The organism is Variovorax paradoxus (assembly GCF_022009635.1).
Lineage (GTDB): Bacteria > Pseudomonadota > Gammaproteobacteria > Burkholderiales > Burkholderiaceae_C > Variovorax.
Genome location: NZ_CP091716.1, coordinates 1,990,152 through 2,010,002, shown reverse-complemented (window position 1 = coordinate 2,010,002; position 19,851 = coordinate 1,990,152). Strand labels below are relative to the sequence as shown.

The 19,851-nt window shown below is 68.9% G+C and carries 18 protein-coding genes; all 18 read left to right on the top strand.

Annotated elements, in window-relative coordinates; all coding sequences use genetic code 11:
* The first annotated feature begins 27 nt into the window (after nt 1-27).
* Entirely contained in the window at nt 28-2,472 is a 2,445-nt protein-coding gene (locus tag L3V85_RS09375; RefSeq protein WP_237679039.1) for a penicillin acylase family protein, read from the top strand.
* A gap of 44 nt (nt 2,473-2,516) precedes the next feature.
* Nucleotides 2,517-3,527, top strand: a complete 1,011-nt coding sequence (gene paaA / locus L3V85_RS09370) for a 1,2-phenylacetyl-CoA epoxidase subunit PaaA (RefSeq protein WP_237679038.1) — start codon at nt 2,517-2,519, stop codon at nt 3,525-3,527.
* A complete protein-coding gene (gene paaB / locus L3V85_RS09365) occupies nt 3,524-3,820 on the top strand; it encodes a 1,2-phenylacetyl-CoA epoxidase subunit PaaB (RefSeq protein ID WP_081265691.1) in 297 nt (98 codons plus the stop codon). Before paaA ends, paaB begins: the two co-directional genes overlap by 4 nt.
* A gap of 14 nt (nt 3,821-3,834) precedes the next feature.
* Nucleotides 3,835-4,614 carry a 1,2-phenylacetyl-CoA epoxidase subunit PaaC gene (paaC, locus tag L3V85_RS09360; RefSeq protein ID WP_237679037.1) on the top strand — a complete coding sequence of 260 codons (780 nt, stop codon included), beginning with the start codon at nt 3,835-3,837 and terminating at the stop codon, nt 4,612-4,614.
* Nucleotides 4,611-5,135, top strand: a complete 525-nt coding sequence (gene paaD / locus L3V85_RS09355) for a 1,2-phenylacetyl-CoA epoxidase subunit PaaD (protein ID WP_414080201.1) — start codon at nt 4,611-4,613, stop codon at nt 5,133-5,135. The genes paaC and paaD overlap by 4 nt, the downstream gene beginning before the upstream one ends.
* 15 nt (nt 5,136-5,150) lie before the next feature.
* Nucleotides 5,151-6,236 (top strand): 1,2-phenylacetyl-CoA epoxidase subunit PaaE, encoded by a 1,086-nt coding sequence (gene paaE / locus L3V85_RS09350; protein ID WP_237679035.1) that lies wholly within the window; start codon nt 5,151-5,153, stop codon nt 6,234-6,236.
* A gap of 47 nt (nt 6,237-6,283) precedes the next feature.
* Nucleotides 6,284-7,429: an ABC transporter substrate-binding protein gene (locus L3V85_RS09345; protein ID WP_237679034.1), complete on the top strand. Its 1,146-nt coding sequence runs from the start codon at nt 6,284-6,286 to the stop codon at nt 7,427-7,429.
* A 196-nt stretch (nt 7,430-7,625) separates the two neighbouring features.
* Complete coding sequence (locus L3V85_RS09340; protein ID WP_237679033.1) at nt 7,626-8,654, top strand: branched-chain amino acid ABC transporter permease; 1,029 nt, start codon at nt 7,626-7,628, stop codon at nt 8,652-8,654.
* Nucleotides 8,651-10,564: an ABC transporter permease subunit gene (locus tag L3V85_RS09335; RefSeq protein ID WP_237679032.1), complete on the top strand. Its 1,914-nt coding sequence runs from the start codon at nt 8,651-8,653 to the stop codon at nt 10,562-10,564. The genes L3V85_RS09340 and L3V85_RS09335 overlap by 4 nt, the downstream gene beginning before the upstream one ends.
* A complete protein-coding gene (locus L3V85_RS09330) occupies nt 10,561-11,292 on the top strand; it encodes an ABC transporter ATP-binding protein (RefSeq protein ID WP_237679031.1) in 732 nt (243 codons plus the stop codon). Before L3V85_RS09335 ends, L3V85_RS09330 begins: the two co-directional genes overlap by 4 nt.
* Before the next feature lie 144 nt (nt 11,293-11,436).
* Nucleotides 11,437-13,497, top strand: a complete 2,061-nt coding sequence (gene paaZ / locus L3V85_RS09325; RefSeq protein WP_237679030.1) for a phenylacetic acid degradation bifunctional protein PaaZ — start codon at nt 11,437-11,439, stop codon at nt 13,495-13,497.
* Complete coding sequence (locus L3V85_RS09320; RefSeq protein ID WP_237679029.1) at nt 13,494-14,261, top strand: SDR family NAD(P)-dependent oxidoreductase; 768 nt, start codon at nt 13,494-13,496, stop codon at nt 14,259-14,261. The genes paaZ and L3V85_RS09320 overlap by 4 nt, the downstream gene beginning before the upstream one ends.
* A gap of 29 nt (nt 14,262-14,290) precedes the next feature.
* Nucleotides 14,291-14,851 (top strand): methyltransferase family protein, encoded by a 561-nt coding sequence (locus tag L3V85_RS09315; RefSeq protein ID WP_237679028.1) that lies wholly within the window; start codon nt 14,291-14,293, stop codon nt 14,849-14,851.
* A gap of 108 nt (nt 14,852-14,959) precedes the next feature.
* On the top strand, nt 14,960-15,409 hold the full coding sequence (locus L3V85_RS09310) for a hypothetical protein (protein ID WP_237679027.1): 450 nt from the start codon (nt 14,960-14,962) through the stop codon (nt 15,407-15,409).
* 161 nt (nt 15,410-15,570) lie between these two features.
* Nucleotides 15,571-16,155 (top strand): phosphatase PAP2 family protein, encoded by a 585-nt coding sequence (locus L3V85_RS09305; protein ID WP_237679026.1) that lies wholly within the window; start codon nt 15,571-15,573, stop codon nt 16,153-16,155.
* Nucleotides 16,152-17,237 carry a glycosyltransferase family 2 protein gene (locus tag L3V85_RS09300; protein WP_237679025.1) on the top strand — a complete coding sequence of 362 codons (1,086 nt, stop codon included), beginning with the start codon at nt 16,152-16,154 and terminating at the stop codon, nt 17,235-17,237. The genes L3V85_RS09305 and L3V85_RS09300 overlap by 4 nt, the downstream gene beginning before the upstream one ends.
* Entirely contained in the window at nt 17,234-18,850 is a 1,617-nt protein-coding gene (locus tag L3V85_RS09295; protein WP_237679024.1) for an ArnT family glycosyltransferase, read from the top strand. Before L3V85_RS09300 ends, L3V85_RS09295 begins: the two co-directional genes overlap by 4 nt.
* Nucleotides 18,843-19,706: a ChbG/HpnK family deacetylase gene (locus tag L3V85_RS09290; RefSeq protein ID WP_237679023.1), complete on the top strand. Its 864-nt coding sequence runs from the start codon at nt 18,843-18,845 to the stop codon at nt 19,704-19,706. Before L3V85_RS09295 ends, L3V85_RS09290 begins: the two co-directional genes overlap by 8 nt.
* Nucleotides 19,707-19,851: the final 145 nt, after the last annotated feature.

The following is a 19,851-nucleotide window of genomic DNA, read 5'->3' as shown; positions in this document are numbered from 1 at the left end:
CGCGTCGCCTCCCAGAGAACATCACTCATGACATTGAATTTCCGACCGATCGCCCTTGCCTGCGTCGCCCTGGCGCTGGCCGGCTGCGCCGCCACGCCCTCTGTTCCCACCGGCAAGGTCACGATCAAGCGCGACAGCCACGGCGTTCCGCACGTGTACGCCAACGACGTGCGCGGGCTGTTCCACGGCTTCGGCTATGCCGTGGCCGAAGACCGGCTGTACCAGATGGAAATGGCGCGCCGCGCGGTGCTCGGCACCGTGTCGGAGGTCATGGGGCCGGCCTACGTGGCGCTCGACAAGGGCAGCCGCGCGGGCTTCACCCCCGCCTCGATCCGCGCGCAGATGGACAAGCTGTCGGGCGACGACAAGGCGATCTTCGACGGCTATGCCGCCGGCTTCAACGCCCGCGTCAAAGAGGTGCTGGCCGCGCAGGCGACCCTGCTGCCCAAGCAGTTCAACGACGCCGGCTTCAAGCCCAAGGCCGACTGGACGGGCTATGACGTGGCCATGATCTGGGTCGGCACCATGGCCAACCGCTATTCCAACGTGAGCAGCGAAGTCGCCAACCTGCGCCTGCTGGAACAACTGCGCAAGGCACGCGGCGATGTCGCCGGCCGCCAGCTGTTCGACCAGATCCGCTGGGTCGAGGACCCGCTGGCGCCGACCACCGTGCCGCGCACCGGAACGCGCAGCCAGGCCTCCGCGCAACCGGCCGCCGGCGGCGATGTCGTCTCGCGCCTCGCCCCCGTCTCGCCCGAACTGCTGGTTGCAAGCAACGAGATCGACGCCGCCCGCCGGGGCGTGGCCGAACCCTGGACGCGCCCCATCGCCAGCAATCTCTGGATCGCCGGCCCGGCGAAGACCACCGACGGCAACGCCGTCCTCATCAACGGCCCGCAGTTCAACTGGTTCAACCCGTCGTACGTGTTCGGCATCGGCCTGCATGGCGCGGGCTTCGACGTGACCGGCAACACGCCGTTCGCGCACCCGGTCGTGCTCTTCGGCACCAACGGAAAAATCGCCTGGGGCGCAACCGCCGGACCGCTGGACGTGAACGACATGTACCAGGAGCAGCTCAACCCGGCCAACCCGCACGAGTACCGCTTCAACGGCGCGATGCGCCCGATGACGAAGCGCACCGAGGTCATCAAGGTCAAGGGCCAGCCCGACCAGAGCCTGGACATCTACGCCACGGTGCACGGCACCGTCACCAACTTCGACATTCCCAACGGCACCGCCTATTCGATGAAGCGCAGCTGGGACGGCTACGAGCTCGAATCCCTGCTCGGCTGGATCCATTCGATGCAGGCGACGAACTGGGACCAATGGCTTGCACAGGCCTCGCGCGTGGCCATCACCATCAACTGGTACTACGCCGATACCAGCGGCAACATCGGGTACGTCTCGCCCGGCCGCCTGCCGATCCGGCCGGCCACGCAGGACATCCGCCTGCCCGCGATCGGCGACGGCTCGATGGAATGGCTCGGCATCCGGCCCTTCAGCGAAGACCCGAAGGTGTTCAACCCGCCGCAGGGCTACATCGCCAACTGGAACAACCAGTCGGCGCCCGGCGCCGTGAGCGACGGCGGCAACTACTCGGTGGTCGACCGCGTGCGCGAGTTCACCGCGCGGCTCGAGGCCAAGCCCAGGTTCACGGCCGACGAGTTGTGGGCGCTGAACCGCACCACGGCCTATGCCGACACCAACGCACGCTACATCGTGCCCTTCGCCATCGAGGCCACGCGCAACCTGCCGGCCAATGATCCGGCACGGCGCGCCGCGCAGATGCTGGCCGGCTGGAACATGCTCAACGAAGACCCGGCCGAGCACGGTGTCTACGACAGCCCGGCGACCACGCTGATGATGCATTGGCTGCCGATCCTCTACAAGAAAGTGCTTGCCGACGACCTGCCGCCCGAAGTCTTCGCGGCCTATGCAGGCAACGGCTATGCCGGCGAAACTCAGGTCGCGAGCATCCGCCCGGGCAACGGCCTGAAGCTGGTCTACAACGCCCTGCTCGGGCCCAAGGCCGGCGTGCCGCAGACCTTCGACTTCTTCAACGGCGAAGACAAGAACGCGGTGTTGCGCGCCACGCTGACCCAGGCCATGAACGAACTGCAGCAGCGCCTTGGCAGCGACACCACGAAATGGCGCACGCCGGTGGTGAAGCACGCCTTTCTCACCAGCAACTTCATCGGCGCACCCCAGGCCGGCGCCGACGAGCTGCTCACGCTGCCGAGCTTCATGAACCGGGGCTCGCAGAACGACAAGGTCGTGCTGGGTGCCGGCGGCGTCACGCTGTGCACCGCGGCCCCTCCCGGCCAGAGCGGTTTTGTCGCACCCGACGGTCGCAAATCGGCGCACTATGCCGACCAGATGGCCCTGTTCAAGGACTTCGGATGCAAGAGCGAGGCACTGACGCCGGCCGAGGTGGACCGTCGGGCCGAATCGACCATACAGCTGAGCTACTGAGCGCCGACCCGGCGCACCCACACTCACCCTCAAGGAGAACCGCGATGTACACACAAGCCATGGACACCATGGGCAAGGACGCAGGCGACGGCAAGCAGAAGGCCGTGCGCTCCGCCGAGGAAATGCGGCTCGAGGAACGCTTCGACGCGCACATCGACGCCGGCGATTTCATCGAGGCGAAAGACTGGATGCCCGAGCACTACCGCAAGACGCTGGTGCGCCAGATCAGCCAGCATGCGCACTCGGAAATCGTCGGCATGCTGCCCGAGGGCAACTGGATCAGCCGCGCGCCCACGCTCAAGCGCAAGGCCATCCTGCTGGCCAAGGTGCAGGACGAAGGCGGCCACGGCCTCTACCTGTACGCCGCCGCCGAAACGCTGGGCACTTCGCGCGACCAGATGTTCGACGCACTGCACAGCGGCAAGGCCAAATACAGCTCGATCTTCAACTACCCCACGCTCACCTGGGCCGACATGGGCACCATCGGCTGGCTGGTGGACGGCGCGGCCATCATGAACCAGGTGCCGATCTGCCGCTGCTCGTACGCGCCGTATGCGCGCGCCATGATCCGCATCTGCCGCGAGGAGAGCTTCCACCAGCGCCAGGGCTACGAGGCCCTGCTCACCATGATGACCCACGGCACCGACGCGCAGAAGGCGATGGTGCAGGACGCGGTCAACCGCTGGTGGTGGCCCTCGATCATGATGTTCGGCCCGCCGGACGACCAGTCGCCCAACAGCGCGCAGTCGATGCGCTGGGGCATCAAGCGCTTCAGCAACGACGAACTGCGCCAGAAGTTCATCGACGCCACCGTGGAGCAGGCCGCCATCCTCGGCGTGACCCTGCCCGACCCCGACCTGAAGTGGAACGAGGAGCGCCAGGCGCATGACTTCGGGACCATCGACTGGAGCGAGTTCTGGCGCGTGATCGGCGGCGACGGCCCCTGCAACCGCGAGCGGCTGCAGGCCCGCGTCGACGCCTGGGAAGAAGGTGCATGGGTGCGCGAAGCCGCGATGGCCCACGCCAACAAACAACCGATGAAGGAGGCGGCATGACCGTCGAACAGAAACAAGAGTGGCCCCTGTGGGAAGTGTTCGTGCGCAGCAAGGCGGGCCTGGACCACAAGCACTGCGGCAGCCTGCACGCGGCCGATTCGAAGATGGCGATCCAGATGGCGCGCGACGTGTACACCCGCCGCCAGGAAGGCAGCAGCATCTGGGTGGTGCGCTCCGAGCAGATCGTGGCCAGCGACCCGGGCGACAAGGACATGTTCTTCGACCCGGCGGAAGACAAGGTGTACCGCCACCCCACCTTCTACGCGCTGCCGAAGTCGGTCGACCACATGTGAGCGGACGGAACGTCATGCAAGCATCGATCGAACTGAACCGCACGCCCGCCGTGCAATACCTGCTGCGCATCGGCGACACCTGCCTGGTGCTGGCGCAGCGCCTGGGCGAGTGGTGCGGCCACGCGCCAGTGCTGGAGGAAGACATCGCGATGGCCAACATCGCGCTCGACCTCGTGGGCCAGGCGCGTGCGCTGCTCACCCATGCCGGCAAGCTCGAGGGCGCTGGCCGCGAGCACGACGAAGACCAGCTGGCCTACCTGCGCGACGAGCGCGACTACTTCAACCTCACCATCGCCGAGCTGCCGCGCGGCGACTTCGCCTTCGCCGTGGTGCGCAACACCATGGTGTCGACGCTGCTCAAGCTGCTGTGGCAGCGCCTGGCCGCGTCGAGCGACGCCGAGGTGGCCGCCATCGCCGGCAAGGCGCTGAAGGAAGCGCGCTACCACCAGCAGCATTCGGCCGACTGGATGGTGCGGCTGGGCGACGGCACCGAGGAATCGCGCCGCCGCATCGAGAAGGCGTTGAAGCGGCTGTGGCTCTACATGCCCGAGCTGTTCGAGAGCGACGCGGTGGATGCCGAAGCCAGCGCCAGCGGCCTCGGCCCGGCCTGGAGCGAGCTGCGCGAGCCCTGGCTCGCCGACATGCAGCAGGTGCTGGATGCAGCAGGCCTCGCCATGCCGAAGGAAGCCGCCTTCCGCAGCACCGGCAAGCAAGGCGTGCACAGCGAGCACATGGGCTACATCCTGGCCGAGATGCAGCATCTGCAGCGCAGCTTCCCCGGAGGCGTGTGGTGAACGCACTGGCGTCGCGCGTCGATGCGGCGTGGGCCGTGCTGCACACGGTGCTCGACCCCGAGGTGCCGGCCGTGTCGGTCTGCGACCTGGGCATCGTGCGCGAGGTGATCGAGCACGACGACGGCCTGGAGATCGTTCTCACGCCGACCTACTCCGGCTGCCCCGCCACCGAAGCCATCGAGCACGACGTGCTGGCCGCCATCGAGAACGCCGGCCTGGGCCGTGCCCGCGCCACGCTGCGCCGCGCGCCCGCATGGTCGAGCGACTGGATCAGCGACGAAGGCCGCGCCAAGCTCAAGGCCTACGGCATCGCGCCGCCGGCGCACCTCACGCCCGAAGCGGCCGCCAACACCGCCATGCCGATCAAGCTCTTCGGCCGCATCGCCGGAGAGCGCATCGCCTGCCCGCGCTGCGCGAGCGAGCGCACCGAACGCCTGTCGGCATTCGGCTCCACGGCCTGCAAGGCCCTCTATCGCTGCATGGCCTGCCGCGAACCGTTCGAACATTTCAAGCCAATCTAAGAAGCGCCCCAAGCGATGAGCACCCTCTTCCACCCCTTGCGCGTGAAGGCCATCGAGCCCGACACGGCCGAGGCCGTCATCGTCTCCTTCGAAGTCCCGACCGACCTGCAGGAAGTGTTCGGCTTCACGCAGGGCCAGTACCTCACGCTTCGCAAGGACATCGACGGCCAGGACCTGCGCCGTTCCTATTCGATTTGCGCCGGCCTCGACGACGGCGAACTGCGCGTCGGCGTGCGCAAGGTGCGCGGCGGCGTGTTCTCCAACTGGATCAACGCCAACCTGCACCCCGGCGACACCCTGCAGGTGATGGCGCCGCAGGGCCGCTTCTTCGTGCCCATCGAGCCTTCCTCGGCGCGGCACCACGTCGGCATCGCGGGCGGCAGCGGCATCACGCCCATCCTGTCCATCATGAAGACGGTGCTGGCGCGCGAGCCGCGCAGCCGCTTCACGCTGATCTACGGCAACCGCCAGCTGCAGTCCACGATGTTCAAGGAAGAGATCGAGGACCTGAAGAACCGCTACATGACGCGCCTCGTGCTGCAGCACGTGTTCTCCGACGAGCACACCGACTCGCCCCTGGGCTTCGGCGTGATGAACCGCGAGAAGATCGGCGAATTCCTGCAGGGCGTGGTGCCCGCCGCGCAGATCGACCATGTGTACGTGTGCGGCCCGTTCCAGATGAACGACGAGGCCGAGGCCGCGCTGCTGGCCGCCGGCGTGCCGGAAGACCGCATCCACATCGAGCGCTTCGGCGTCGCGCTGCCCTCGGCCACGCAGGTGGGCGCGGTGGTGCACGAAGCCCAGCCGGGCGACGCCAAGCAGTCGCGCATCACCATCGTGCGCGACGGCCTGCAGCGCGAGATCACCTTCACCGAGGGCCAGCCCAGCATCCTCGACGCGGCATCGGCGGCCGGGCTCGAAGTGCCGTTCTCGTGCACCTCGGGCGTGTGCGGCACCTGCCGCGCCAAATGCGTGGACGGGGAAGTCCGAATGGAACGGAACTTCGCGCTCGACAAGAATGAGGTCGCCGCGGGCTTCGTACTGACCTGCCAGGCGCACCCCCTTACCGAAAGCGTCACCCTCTCCTTCGACGAGCGGTGATAGATACTTCAGCCCTCAACGATTTTTCAACCCGGAGACAAGCCCAAATGAAATTCTTCAAGCCCTTGCTGATCGCCGCGCTCTGCGCCACCGCCGCCGCCTCGTGGGCCGACGTCAACGTCGGCGTGACCATCTCGGCCACCGGCCCGGCAGCATCGCTGGGCATCCCCGAGAAGAACACCATCTCGCTGATGCCCAAGACGATCGGCGGGCAGAAGATCAACTACATCGTGCTGGACGACGCCTCCGACACCACCGCGGCCGTCAACAACACGCGCAAGCTGATCGCCGAGAACAAGGTCGACGTGATCCTGGGCTCGACCACCACGCCGGCATCGCTGGCCATGATCGACGTGGCCAGCGAAGCGCAGACGCCGATGATCTCGGTGGCGGCATCGGCGCGCATCATCGAGCCGATGGACGCCAAGAAGAAGTGGGTGTTCAAGACGCCTCAGAACGACATCATGATGTCCCTGGCCATCGCCGAGCACATGGCCGCCAACGGCGTGAAGACCGTCGCCTTCATCGGCTTCTCCGACGCCTATGGCGAAGGCTGGTCGCAGGAATTCGCCAAGGCTGCCGACCTGAAGAAGATCAAGGTCGTGGCCAACGAGCGCTATGCCCGCACCGACACCTCGGTGACCGGCCAGGCCCTGAAGATCATGGCCGCCAAGCCCGACGCGGTGCTGGTCGCCGGCTCCGGCACGCCGGCCGCGCTGCCGCAGAAGACGCTGAAGGAACGCGGCTACGGCGGCAAGATGTACCAGACCCACGGCGTGGCCAACGCCGACTTCCTGCGCGTGGGCGGCAAGGACGTTGAAGGCACCTTCCTGCCCGCCGGCCCGGTGCTGGTGGCGGAGCAGCTGCCCGCCAGCAACCCGGTGAAGAAGTCCGCGCTCGCCTACGTGGCGGCGTATGAAGCCGCCTACGGCAAGGGCTCGGTCTCGACCTTCGGCGCGCACGCCTGGGACGCCGGCCTGGTCATGAGCTCGGCCGTGCCGATCGCGCTGAAGAAGGCGCAGCCGGGCACGCCCGAGTTCCGTGCCGCGCTGCGCGACGCACTGGAGCAGACCAAGGACGTGGCCGGCGCGCATGGCGTGTTCAACATGACCGCGCAGGACCACCTGGGCCTGGACCAGCGCGCGCGCGTGATGGTGAAGATCGAGAACGGCGCCTGGAAATACCAGCCCTGATCTCCTGCCTTGCCCCCTCCCCCTCTGGGGGAGGGCAGGGGTGGGGGCTCGACGGCATCCGACTTCGCGCGGCCTTGAGCGCAGGGGTTGCCCCCATCCCGACCTTCCCCCAGAGGGGGAAGGAGCAATGCAGCGCGGTTGAAGGCGTCTGCTGCTCACACTGATTCGATACAAGGGCCGAGCCCGAGGGTTTTATATGGATTTGCAGATTGCCCTGTTGCTGGGGCAGGACGGCATCGTGAACGGCGCGGTCTACGGACTGATGGCGCTCGCGCTGGTGCTGGTGTTTTCGGTCACGCGCGTGATCTTCATCCCGCAGGGCGAGTTCGTCGCCTTCGGCGCGCTCTCCATGGCCGCACTGCAGGGCGGCCGCGCGCCTTCCACGCTGTGGCTGCTGCTGGCGCTGGCGGCGATCGTGCTGGTGGTGGAGGCCTGGCGCTGGAAGCGCGGCGCCACCGTCGACTGGCGTTCGGCGCTGACCTGGTGCGTGGCCTTCCCGGCCGTGGCCGCCGTGCTGATACTGGGCTTCAAGCCCACGTCGCTCGCGATGCAGTCGCTCGCCACGCTGGTGCTGATCGCGCCGCTGGGCCCGCTGCTCTACCGCGTCGCCTACCGCCCGCTGGCCGACGCCAGCGTGCTGATGCTGCTGATCGTCTCGGTGGCGCTGCACGGCGTGCTGGTCGGCCTGGGTCTCTTCTTCTTCGGTGCCGAGGGCTCGCGCACCAGCGCGTTCTCCGAAGCGCGCTTCGACCTCGGCGGCATTCCGGTCAACGGCCAGTCGCTGGTGGTGGTCGGCGTCACGCTGGTGCTGGTGATCGCCATGTTCTGGTTCTTCGGCCGCTCGATGATCGGCAAGGCGCTGCGCGCCACCGCCATCAACCGCGTCGGCGCACGGCTGTCGGGCATTCCCACCGAACTGTCGGGCGACCTGAGCTTCGCGCTGGCCGCAGTCATCGGCGCCATCTCGGGCCTGCTGATCGCTCCCATCACCACGGTCTACTACGACACCGGCTTCCTGATCGGCCTGAAGGGCTTCGTGGCGGCCATCGTCGGCGGGCTCGCGAGCTATCCGCTGGCGCTCGCGGGCGCGCTGCTGGTCGGCCTGCTCGAGGCCTTCTCCTCTTTCTGGGCCAGCGCGTACAAGGAAGTGCTGGTCTTCACCCTGATCATCCCGGTGCTGCTGTGGCGCTCACTGAACAGCCATCACGTGGAGGACGAGGAATGAACACGCCTTCGTCGACTTCCACTGCTTCCACTGCCGCGAACGCGGCGCCCGAGGGCCGTCCGCTGGTGACGCCGCGCGTGCTCACCCTGGTCTTCATCGTCGCGCTGGCGCTGGCCTGGGGCTGGCTGCCCGAGTTCACCGTCTCGGTGCTCAGCAACATCGGCCTCTATGCCCTCGTGGCGGTGGGCCTGGTGCTGCTGACCGGCGTGGGCGGCATGACCTCCTTCGGCCAGGCCGCCTTCGTCGGCATGGGCGCGTACGCCACGGCCTGGATCTGCACTTCGCCCACGGCCGCCGGCTGGCTCGGCGGCCTCGCGGGCTCGGCGCTGGTGCCTTGGCTCGGCCTGCTGCTGGGGCTGGTGCTGACCTTCGCGCTGGCCTGGGCGCTCGGCGCGGTCACGCTCAAGCTCTCGGGCCACTACCTGCCGCTGTGCACCATCGCCTGGGGCCTGAGCCTGTACTTCCTGCTGGGCAACATGGAGTTCCTCGGCGGCCAGACCGGCATCACCGGCGTTCCGCCGCTGGTGGTGGCGGGTGTCTCCTTCGCCACGCCGCGCATGCTGGGCGTGGTGATCTGGGCCGTGCTGCTGCTCGCGCTGTGGGCCATGCACAACCTGCTCGACTCGCGCGAGGGCCGCGCCATCCGCGCGCTCAAGGGCGGCCGGCTGATGGCCGAGTCGATGGGCGTGGACACCGCGCGCCACCGCATCAAGCTGTTCGTGCTGGCGGCCCTGCTCGCGGCCATCTCGGGCTGGCTCTACGCGCACATGCAGCGCTTCGTGAACCCCACGCCCTTCAACCTCAACATCGGCATCGAGATGCTGTTCATGGCGGTGGTCGGCGGCGCGGGCCACCTGTGGGGCGCGGTGCTGGGCGCCACGCTGATCACGCTGCTCAAGGAGAAGCTGCAGGACGTGCTGCCCGCGCTGCTGGGCACCAGCGGCAACTTCGAGGTGGTGGTGTTCGGCCTGCTGATGCTGTTCGTGCTGCAGCGCTTTGCCGACGGCCTGTGGCCCACGATCGCGCGGCTCGCTCGCCGCTGGGTGCGCGAAGTGCCGCGCGCCGCCGGTGCCGGTCCCGCCGCATCGACCACGGCGCAACTCGCGCAGCGCGCGGTGCCCGCCGCCGGCACCCTGCTGCTGCAGGCCGACGGCGTGAGCAAGCGCTTCGGCGGGCTGGTGGCCAACAACGACATCTCGATGACGCTGAAGGCCGGCGAGGTGCATGCGCTGATCGGCCCCAACGGCGCCGGCAAGAGCACCTTCTTCAACATGATCTCGGGCGTGGACGACCCGACCACGGGCGAAGTGCGCCTGGTGGGCCAGCCGATGTCGGGCAAGCCTTCGCGCGCCTTCGCCTCGCTGGGCCTGGGCCGCACCTTCCAGCACGTGCGCCTGCTGGGCCAGCGCAGCGTGGTCGAGAACGTCGCGCTCGGCGCCCACCTGCGCGCGAAGCGCGGCTGGCTCGCGGCGATGCTGCGGCTTGACCGCGCCGAAGAGGCCGCGCTGATGGCCGAAGCCCGCAGGCAGATCGAACGCTGCGGCCTCGGCGCGCATGCCGACACGCCCGCCGCCTCGCTCTCCCTCGGGCAGCAGCGCGTGGTGGAAATCGCCCGCGCGCTCGCCAGCCAGCCCTCGGTGCTGCTGCTGGATGAGCCCGCCGCCGGCCTGCGCCACCTGGAAAAGCGCGCGCTCTCCGAGCTGCTGGGCCAGCTGCGCGCCGAGGGCCTGGGCATCCTGGTGGTGGAGCACGACATGGAGTTCGTGATGAACCTGGCCGACCGCATCACGGTGCTGGAGTTCGGCACCGTCATCGCCACCGGCACGCCCGCCGAAGTGCAGGCCAACCCGCGCGTGCTCGAGGCCTACCTGGGCGGCGCCGACGACGAACTGCTGGAAGACGCACGATGAGCCATCCCATTCTTCAACTGGAAGACTTCTGCGTCGCCTACCGCACCGTCGAAGCGGTGCACAGCGTGCGCCTGCAGGTGAACGAAGGCGAGATCGTCACCGTGATCGGCCCCAACGGCGCCGGCAAGACCACGCTGCTGTGCGCGGCCATGGGCCTGCTGCCGTCCACCGGCCAGCTGATGCTGGACGGCGAGCGCATCGCGCGGCCCGGCGTCGAGACCATGGTGGCGCGCGGCGTGGCGCTGGTGCCCGAGCGGCGCGAGCTGTTCGGCGAGATGTCGGTCGAAGACAACCTGGTGCTCGGCGGCTTCTACCAGTGGCGCAAGGGCAAGCGCGACCAGCGCGCGCGCATGGACGAGATCTTCGAGATCTTCCCGCGCCTGAAGGAACGCCGCCCGCAGATGGCGTCCACGCTCTCCGGCGGCGAACGCCAGATGCTGGCCATCGGCCGCGCGCTGATGGCGCGGCCGCGACTGCTGATGCTCGACGAACCTTCGCTGGGCCTGGCCCCGCTGGTGGTGCGCGAAGTGCTGCGCGTGGTGTCGCAGCTGCGCAGCCACGGCGTGTCGGTGCTGCTGGTGGAGCAGAACGCCCGCGCCGCGCTGCAGGTGGCCGACCGCGCCTATGTGCTCGAGATGGGCGCCGTGGCGCTCGAGGGCAAGGCGCGCGATCTGCTGCATGACCAGCGGATCATCGATACCTACCTGGGTATCGGCAAGAAGGAGTGACTTGACTTTCACCCTCCCCCGCTGGGGGAGGGCAGGGGTGGGGGCACGGCGGCCTCCACCGCCGCGCAGCCTTCGAGGACGGGGCTGCCCCCATCCCAGCCTTCCCCCAGAGGGGGAAGGAGCAACACGCAAAGGACTCGCACCATGACCACCACCCTCCAAAGCTACATCGCCGGCCGCTGGATCGGCCAGCAGGCCGCGCAGCAACTGCGCAGCGCCGTCAACGGCAAGCCCGTGGCAGCCACGCATGCCGAGGCCATCGACTTCGCGGAAGCGTTGGCATACGCGCGCCGCACCGGCATTCCCGCGCTGATGAAGCTCGACTTCCAGCAGCGCGCCGAACGCCTGAAGGCGCTGGCCAAGTACCTGGCCGCGAACAAGGAAACGCTCTACGCCATCTCGGCCCACACGGGCGCGACGCGCGCCGACAGCTGGATCGACATCGAGGGCGGTGCCGGCACGCTGAGCGCCTACGCCGGCATCGGTACCAACGAGCTGCCCTCGGGCAACCTGGTGCATGAAGGCCCGGCTTTCCCCCTCGGCAAGAAAGGCGGCTTCGCGGGCACGCACATCCTGGTGCCGCGCGGCGGCGTGGCGGTGCACATCGACGCCTTCAACTTCCCGGTGTGGGGCCTGCTCGAAAAATTCGCGCCCAGCTTCCTCGCGGGCATGCCCTGCATCGGCAAGCCGGCCACGGCCACCAGCTACCTGACCGAAGCACTGGTGCGGCTGATCGTGCAGTCGGGCATCCTGCCCGAAGGCGCGCTGCAGCTGGTCATCGGCAGCACGGGCGATTTGCTCGACCGGCTCGAAGGGCCGGACGTGGTCACCTTCACCGGCTCGGCCGACACCGCCGCGAAGCTGCGCGTGCACCCGAACATCGTGCGCCAGTCGATCCCGTTCAATGCCGAGGCAGACTCGCTGAACTGCGCGATCCTCGCGCCCGACGTGACGCCCGACGACGAAGAGTTCGATCTCTTCGTGAAAGAGGTCGCACGCGAAATGACCATCAAGGCGGGCCAGAAGTGCACCGCCATCCGCCGCGCGATCGTGCCGCGCCAGCACCTCGATGCGGTGGCCGAGCGGCTGCGCGCGCGGCTGGCCAAGACCGTGGTGGGCGACCCGTCGCGCGAAGAAGTGCGCATGGGGGCGCTGGCCTCGCGCGACCAGCAGGCCGACGTGGCCGAGCGCGTCGCCACGCTGCTCAAGGGGGCGGAACTGGTGTACGGCGAACGCGACGGCTTCTCTCCTGTTGGCGACGGCGTGGGCGAAGGCGCCTTCTTCGCGCCCACGCTGCTCTTGAGCCGCAAGCCGCTGGAGCACGACGCCGCTCACGATGTCGAGGCCTTCGGCCCCGTCAGCACGCTGATGCCCTACGACGGCATCGACGAGGCGCTGGCACTGGCCGCACGCGGCCGGGGCAGCCTGGTGGGCACGCTGGTCACGCGCGATCCGGCCATCGCCGCCAAGGCGATTCCCGTGGCGGCCGCATGGCACGGGCGCCTGCTGGTGCTCGACCGCGAAGCCGCCGCCGAATCGACCGGCCACGGCTCGCCGCTGCCGCAGCTCAAGCACGGCGGCCCCGGCCGCGCGGGCGGCGGCGAGGAACTGGGCGGCCTGCGCGCCGTGAAGCACTACCTGCAGCGCACCGCATTGCAGGGCTCGCCCACCATGCTGGCCGCCATCACCGGCGAGCATGTGCGCGGCGCGGCCGTGCGCGAGAGCGAGGTGCATCCGTTCCGCCGCTATTTCGAAGACCTGCAGGTCGGCGATTCGCTGCTCACGCATCGACGCACCGTCGGCGAGGCCGACATCGTGGCCTTCGGCGGTATCTCGGGCGACTATTTCTACATGCACTTCGACGACGTGGCTGCGAAGCAGTCGCCGTTCGGCAAGCGCATCGCGCACGGCTACTTCGTGCTGTCGGCGGCAGCGGGCCTGTTCGTGTCGCCCTCGCCCGGCCCGGTGCTGGCCAACTACGGCCTGGACACGCTGCGCTTCACCAAGCCCGTGGGCATCGGCGACACCATCCAGGCGCGCCTGACCTGCAAGCGCAAGATCGACCGCAACAAGAAAGACGCCAGCGGCCAGGGCCAGGGCGTGGTGGCCTGGGACGTGGAAGTGACGAACCAGGACGGCGAACTGGTCGCCAGCTACGACATCCTGACGCTGGTCTCCAAGAAGCCGGAAGCGGTGCAGGCATGACGACGATGTTCGACCTCACGGGCAAGGTCGCGCTGGTCACGGGCGGCAACGGCGGCATCGGCCTGGGCATGGCGCAAGGGCTGGCAAAGGCCGGCGCGCGCGTCGTCGTGGCCGCGCGCAATGCGCAGAAGTCGGCCGCCGCGGTCGAGGCATTGAAGGCGCTGGGCAGCGACAGCTTCGCGCTGGAGGCCGACGTGAGCGACGAGGCTTCGGTGCAGCGGCTGTTCGACGAGGCCGCCGCGCGCTGCGGCCGCCTCGACATCCTCATCAACAACGCCGGCACCACGGTGCGCAAGCCCGTCGACCAGCTTGCCCTCAGCGAGTGGCACAAGGTGATGGACACCAACCTCACCAGCGCCTTCCTGTGCAGCCGCGCCGCGCATGTGCACCTGAAGGCCGCGGGCGGCGGCAAGATCATCAACATCGGCTCGATGATGTCGATCTTCGGCGCTCCCTATGCGCCTGCCTATGCCGCCAGCAAGGCCGGCATCGTGCAGCTCACCAAGTCGACCGCGCTCTCGTGGGCGCCCGACAACATCCAGGTCAACGCCATCCTGCCTGGCTGGTTCGAGACCGAACTCACCGACGGCGCGCGCAGCCAGATCCCGGGCCTGTACGAGCGCGTGACGGCTCGCGCCGCCGCAGGGCGCTGGGGCCAGCCCGCGGACATCGCCGGCACGGCCGTGTTCCTCGCGAGCGCCGCCTCGGACTACGTGACCGGCACCGCGATTCCCGTGGACGGCGGGTTTTCTATAGCCGGATAGTTCACCGTGGCCGTGTAAATTCGGCCGCCATGCTCTTCTGGTTCCAGATCTTCGCCTTCGTCGCCGGCACCGCCGCGCTGCTCTATGTCTCGCGCGGCCCGCTGAGCCGGCCCGGCTCGCACGGCTTCTACCGGTTCTTCGCATGGGAATGCATGCTCGTGCTGGCGCTGGTGAACCTGCCGTGGTGGCATGACGATCCGTTCTCGGCCAAGCAGATCATCTCCAGCACCTTCTTCGTGCTGTCGATCTGGCTGCCGATCCACGCGGTGCGGCTGCTGAAGGCCAAGGGCAAGCCCAGCGAAGTGCGCGGCGACGACCCCGCGCTCTACGGTTTCGAGAAAACCTCGGCCATCGTCAGCACCGGCGCCTTCCGCTACATCCGCCACCCCATGTATACAGCGCTGCTGCTGCTGGCCTGGGGCGCGTTCCTCAAGCAGTTCACTTGGCTCACGCTGGCGCTGGTGCTCGCGGCCACGGTGCTGCTGGTGCTCACCGCCCTGCGCGACGAGCAGGAATGCATCGCGCACTTCGGCGATGCCTATCGCGACTACATGCGCGGCACGCGGCGCTTCATTCCGTTCGTGCTGTAGCCGCCCCGGCCAGGGGCGCGCCTTATACCCCAGGCGCTTGCCACTACCTTGCGGGATGCTGACGAGGCCGATCAGGTTCCGTTCACACGAACCTTCTAGCATCCGCGCATGCTGCTCGCACGCGTCCGCCATTTCGCTGAAACGCACCACAGGTTGTGGTGCGTCGCGGGCGTCCTGCTGATCCTGCTGCAGCCCTTCATTGCGGTGCATTTCCGCAGCGACGGGCTGGAAGACGAGCCGATGCTGCGGGTGCGCAGCGCCAGCGACACCACCCAGTTCGAGCCCGACGACCGCGCCGACCATCCGAGCGACCGCGAGACCACGGTCTTCGCCCAGACCCCGGCGAGCATCGACCATCCCGACACCTTCGACTTTGCGCTGAGCACGTTCATGGCGATCGTGCTGGCCATGCTGCCGCTGGCGATAGCCGTTGCGCGGCTGTCCGCGCCCATCGTGCGCGAGGCGCCCGAACACGTGCCGCCGCACGGCGGCGCCCCGCCTCCGGCGCAGCCCTGGCTGCGCCTGCCGCCCTCGGCCGCGCCCCCCTACGGGATCTGAGAAGCCGACGCCTCGTTCGCGTCGCGTCCCCCCGCTGCTTCTGGCGGCGGGCCTCTTTTCCTCGTCGAAAGGACTGCCATGTCCAGATTTTTACGTCGTGCCGACCGCACTGCGCGGGGCACTGCGCCCGTCAATTTCAATCGCCCGCAAGGGGTGGCGCCATGAACGCCCTGAACCTCGCTCTTTTTCAATGGATTTCCGCCGGCAGCCATCCCACGCCCTGGGTGCTTGCGGTCGCCATCGCCTTCGCGCTCTGGGGCAGCTGGCTCTGCGCGGGCATCGTCGCCGTCACGCTGTGGCGGCAACGCGCCGACCGCGCCTACCTGCTCGTCGTGTCGGCTGCGGCCGGCGCGACCTCGTTACTGTCACATGCCATCGCCACCGCGCTCAATGTTCCCCGCCCCTTCATGGCGGGATTCGGGCCGGCCTACATCGAGCACGCCAGCCGCGGCTCGCTGCCGAGCACGCACGCGGCCGTCATGTTCATGGTCGCGCTGGCCTTCCTGCTGCGCCCCGGCCTGCGCCGGATCGGCGTGCCGCTGCTGGCGCTGGCTGCCCTCACCGGCTGGGCGCGCGTCTACGTGGGCGTGCATTTCCCGGTCGACATCGTCGCCGGCCTGCTGCTGGGCGCGGTGGTTGCCGGTGCGATCGCCATCGCGCGCTGGCTTTTTCTCTTCTTCGTCCCGCGAACTGGCCGCGCCCCCGGCGACAGCCCGGCGACCAGCTCTCTCTGGAGACCCTCATGATCTCATCGTCCACCGCAAGACATTCGCGCGCCGGCGCCGGCATTTCCTCCGACATGGCCGCCCCCGCCGGCACACCCGGTGCCCCCGAGCCGCTGGCCCAATCCGGCGTGCCTGACGCGCCCGCCGCCGACGCGCGCAGCATCTCGTGCGTCATCCCCTGCTACAACGAGGCCGCCAACCTGCGCCTCATGCTGCCGCTGCTCGAGGACATCCTGTGGGCCACGCGGCTGCGCTGGGAAATCATCGTGGTCGACGACGGCAGCACCGACGACACCGCCGCCGTGGCCGAGGCCTGGTGCGAGCTGGCGGGCTTTCGCTGCGTTTCGCTGTCGCGCAACTTCGGCAAGGAAGCCGCCCTCACCGCCGGCCTTGCCGCTGCCACCGGCGACGCCGTGGTGCTGCTCGACGGCGACCTGCAGCATTCGCCCGAGCTGATCCACGCGATGCTGGCCCAGTGGACGGCCGGCGCAGAGGTGGTGTACGCGGTGCGCCAGGAGCGCAGCGACGAAAGCCGCTTCAAGCAGTTCGGCAGCAAGCTCTTCTACAACCTCGTCAATTCGTCGGACCGCTTCGAGGTGCCGAAGGACGCGGGCGACTTCCGCCTGATGGACCGCAAGGTGGTCGACGCGCTCATGAGCATGCCCGAGCGCAGCCGCTTCATGAAGGGCCTGTACGCCTGGGTCGGCTTCCGCGCCGTGGCGCTGCCCTACACGCCCGCGCCGCGCGCCGAAGGCACCACCAAGTTCAACGCGCGCCGCCTGGTCGGCCTGGCCATCGACGGCCTCACCGCCTTCACCACCTGGCCGCTGCGCATGGTGAGCGTCGTGGGCCTGCTGCTCGCGGTGCCGGCCTTCGGCTACGGCACCTACGTGACCATCGACCACCTGCTGTTCGGCAATTCCGTGTCCGGCTGGACCACCATCGTCGTGAGCCTGATGTTCTTCATCGGCATCCAGATGATTTCCACCGGCATCGTGGGCGAGTACATCGCCCGCATCTACGAGGAGGTCAAGGGCCGTCCGCTGTACGTGGTCCGGCGCGAACACGGCAAGGGACTCGAGTCCCGGACCGGGAAGCCATGAGCAGGCCCAGCTCTGCCTGGTGGAACTCGCCCCGACCCCTCTGGCTCATTGCCGCGCTGTTCGCGTGGCTGCTCGCGACCGCATGGGTGCGGCCGCTGATGGCTCCCGACGAAGGGCGCTACGGCGGCGTGGCGCTCGCGATGCTGCATTCCGGCGACTGGCTGGTGCCTCGGCTCGACGGCCTGCCGTTCTTCCACAAGCCGCCGCTGTTCTACTGGATCGGCGCGGCGGCGATGTCCCTGACCGGCCCGACCGAATGGGCGGCGCGGCTGCCTTCGATCATCGGCGCGGGTGTGGCGGCGGCGGCGCTGTTCCTGTTCCTGCGGCGCTGGTCGACAGCATGGCAGGCGCTGCTGTCGACCGTGGTGCTGGTGACGACGCCCTTCTTCTTTCTGGGTGCGCAGTTCGCCAACCTCGACATGCTGGTGGCCGGGTGCATCTCGGCCACGGTGCTGCTGGGCGCCGGCGCGGCGCTGGCCCGGGAGCGCGACGAGCCCTGGCGCGCGCTGCTCGCGGGCGCCTACCTGATGGCCGCGGCCGGGCTGCTGGCCAAGGGGCTGATCGGCCTGGTGCTGCCCGGCGCGGTGCTGGTGCTGTGGTGCGCGGCAACGCGCAAGACCGTGGTGCTCAAGCTCGCGCTCTGGCTGCCGGGGTGGGCGGTGCTGCTGGCGGTGGCGGGTCCGTGGTTCGTCGCGATGCAGCTGAAGTACCCCGAGTTCTTCGACTACTTCGTCATCACGCAGCACTTCCGGCGCTTCGCTTCGTCGGGCTTCAATAACGAGCACCCGTTCTGGTTCTACATACCGGTGCTGGCGGTGCTCACGCTGCCGTGGTTCGCTTGGGTGTTCGTGCCGCGCGGCAAGAACGGCGAGGCCCGCTCGCGGCTGTCGGATGTCGACTGGCTCATGTGGATCTGGCTGGTGGTGATCGTGGCCTTCTTCTCGATGCCGCGATCCAAGCTGGTCGGCTACGTGCTGCCCGCGCTGCCGCCGCTGGCCTACCTGGTCGCGCAGCGCGTGCTGGCCGGCCGCGTCGTCGAGAAGATGCTGCCCAGGATGCGCGCCACGGCCGTGGCCGCCGCCGTGCTGTGCGTGGCGTGCGTGGGCGCGGTCGCGATCTACTCGGTGCCGCCGGGCACCCGGCTGCGGCTGCCCGCGGGTCAGGTGGTCGCGCCCGGCGACCAGGTGATGATGCTCGACAGCTACTACTACGAGATCCCGTTCTACTGGAACCTGCGCTCGCCGGTGCTCATCTCGGACGACTGGAAGGCCGCCGCCACCGACACCCGCGACAACTGGCGCAAGGAGATCTACGACGCGAGCCGCTTCGAGCCCGCGCGCGCCGACGCCACGCTGGTCAATCGCACGGAGCTAGCGCCCGTGCTGTGCGTGCCGCACACCACCTGGCTGGTCGGGCCGATCGCCTCGCAGCTGTCGAACCCCTGGCTGGGCAAGGCGCAGGTGGTGGCGCTCAACGAAAGCATCGCCGCCTGGCGCTTTCCGGGCAGCGCCACGAGCGACCCGGGCTGCCTGGGCACCGCCGCGGCCGCCGCTTCCACGACCACCGCACCCTCTCCTTCCGCGCCCGTGCCCAAGACGAATGGCAATGACTGACACTTCCGGCCCTCCGGGGCCGACGTTGCGCCACCTCTGCGTGTGCGCGGACGATTTCGGCATGAGCACCGGCGTCAACGCCGCCGTGCTCGACCTGGCCGAACTCGGCAAGATCTCCGCGACCAGCGGCATGGTGCGGCGCGGGGCGTGGGCCACGGGCGCGCGGGCGCTGCGCCGGCTCGACCCCGCGCGGCTGGACGTGGGCCTGCACCTGGACCTCACCCGCCCAGAAACGCCGGACGGCCCCGAACCCGGCCTGGCGGGGCTGATCGCGCGCACCTACTCGCGCACCGTGTTCTCGCCCGTGCTCTACGCCGACATCCGCGACCAGTTCACCCGCTTCGAAGACGCCATGGGCCGCCCGCCCGCGTACGTCGACGGCCACCGGCACGTGCACCAGTTCCCGGTGGTGCGCGAACTGCTGGTCGACGAAATCCTGCGCCGCTACCCGACGTCCCCGCCGTGGGTGCGCTACACCGCACCGGGCAGCCGCCGCGGCCCCGACCGGCTGAAGGCCCGCGTGATCCATGCACTGGGCGGCGCGGGGCTGGCGGCGCTCGCCACGAAGCACGGCATTCCGGTGAGCCGGCGCCTGCTGGGCGTGTACGACTTCACCGGCGACATTCAGAGCTATGAGCGGCACCTGGCCGAGTGGCTCGCGGCCTGCCGCACGGGCGACGTGCTGATGTGCCATCCGTCGACCAGCATCCAGCCCGGCGACCCGCACGGCGCAGCGCGCATGCGCGAATACGCGGTGCTGCGCGTGCTTTCGCTGCAGGGGCACGGGCAGGCCGGCGAGATCGCGATCACGCCGCTGTCGCAGGTCTTGCGGCACGGCGAACTCGTACATGCGTAGGCCCGACTTGCCATCGTCATCTTCATCGCTTTCATCGCCTGATCCGGCGGTGGCGGACGCCGGCCACACGACGCTCGCTCCGCCGGCACGATAGCCACGGCCCCGGGCCCCGCGCCATATGCAACATGGGGGCGCTAACATCCGC

Excerpts from the sequence above, each read along its gene's own strand:
- L3V85_RS09330 (WP_237679031.1), top strand. The coding sequence starts at position 10,561 with ATGAGCCATCCCATTCTTCAACTGGAAGACTTCTGCGTCGCCTACCGC.
- paaE (WP_237679035.1), top strand. The coding sequence starts at position 5,151 with ATGAGCACCCTCTTCCACCCCTTGCGCGTGAAGGCCATCGAGCCCGAC.
- L3V85_RS09320 (WP_237679029.1), top strand. The coding sequence starts at position 13,494 with ATGACGACGATGTTCGACCTCACGGGCAAGGTCGCGCTGGTCACGGGC.
- L3V85_RS09305 (WP_237679026.1), top strand. The coding sequence starts at position 15,571 with ATGAACGCCCTGAACCTCGCTCTTTTTCAATGGATTTCCGCCGGCAGC.
- paaA (WP_237679038.1), top strand. The coding sequence starts at position 2,517 with ATGTACACACAAGCCATGGACACCATGGGCAAGGACGCAGGCGACGGC.
- L3V85_RS09310 (WP_237679027.1), top strand. The coding sequence starts at position 14,960 with ATGCTGCTCGCACGCGTCCGCCATTTCGCTGAAACGCACCACAGGTTG.
- L3V85_RS09300 (WP_237679025.1), top strand. The coding sequence starts at position 16,152 with ATGATCTCATCGTCCACCGCAAGACATTCGCGCGCCGGCGCCGGCATT.
- L3V85_RS09340 (WP_237679033.1), top strand. The coding sequence starts at position 7,626 with ATGGATTTGCAGATTGCCCTGTTGCTGGGGCAGGACGGCATCGTGAAC.
- paaC (WP_237679037.1), top strand. The coding sequence starts at position 3,835 with ATGCAAGCATCGATCGAACTGAACCGCACGCCCGCCGTGCAATACCTG.
- L3V85_RS09315 (WP_237679028.1), top strand. The coding sequence starts at position 14,291 with ATGCTCTTCTGGTTCCAGATCTTCGCCTTCGTCGCCGGCACCGCCGCG.
- L3V85_RS09335 (WP_237679032.1), top strand. The coding sequence starts at position 8,651 with ATGAACACGCCTTCGTCGACTTCCACTGCTTCCACTGCCGCGAACGCG.
- L3V85_RS09290 (WP_237679023.1), top strand. The coding sequence starts at position 18,843 with ATGACTGACACTTCCGGCCCTCCGGGGCCGACGTTGCGCCACCTCTGC.
- paaZ (WP_237679030.1), top strand. The coding sequence starts at position 11,437 with ATGACCACCACCCTCCAAAGCTACATCGCCGGCCGCTGGATCGGCCAG.
- L3V85_RS09295 (WP_237679024.1), top strand. The coding sequence starts at position 17,234 with ATGAGCAGGCCCAGCTCTGCCTGGTGGAACTCGCCCCGACCCCTCTGG.
- L3V85_RS09345 (WP_237679034.1), top strand. The coding sequence starts at position 6,284 with ATGAAATTCTTCAAGCCCTTGCTGATCGCCGCGCTCTGCGCCACCGCC.
- paaB (WP_081265691.1), top strand. The coding sequence starts at position 3,524 with ATGACCGTCGAACAGAAACAAGAGTGGCCCCTGTGGGAAGTGTTCGTG.
- L3V85_RS09375 (WP_237679039.1), top strand. The coding sequence starts at position 28 with ATGACATTGAATTTCCGACCGATCGCCCTTGCCTGCGTCGCCCTGGCG.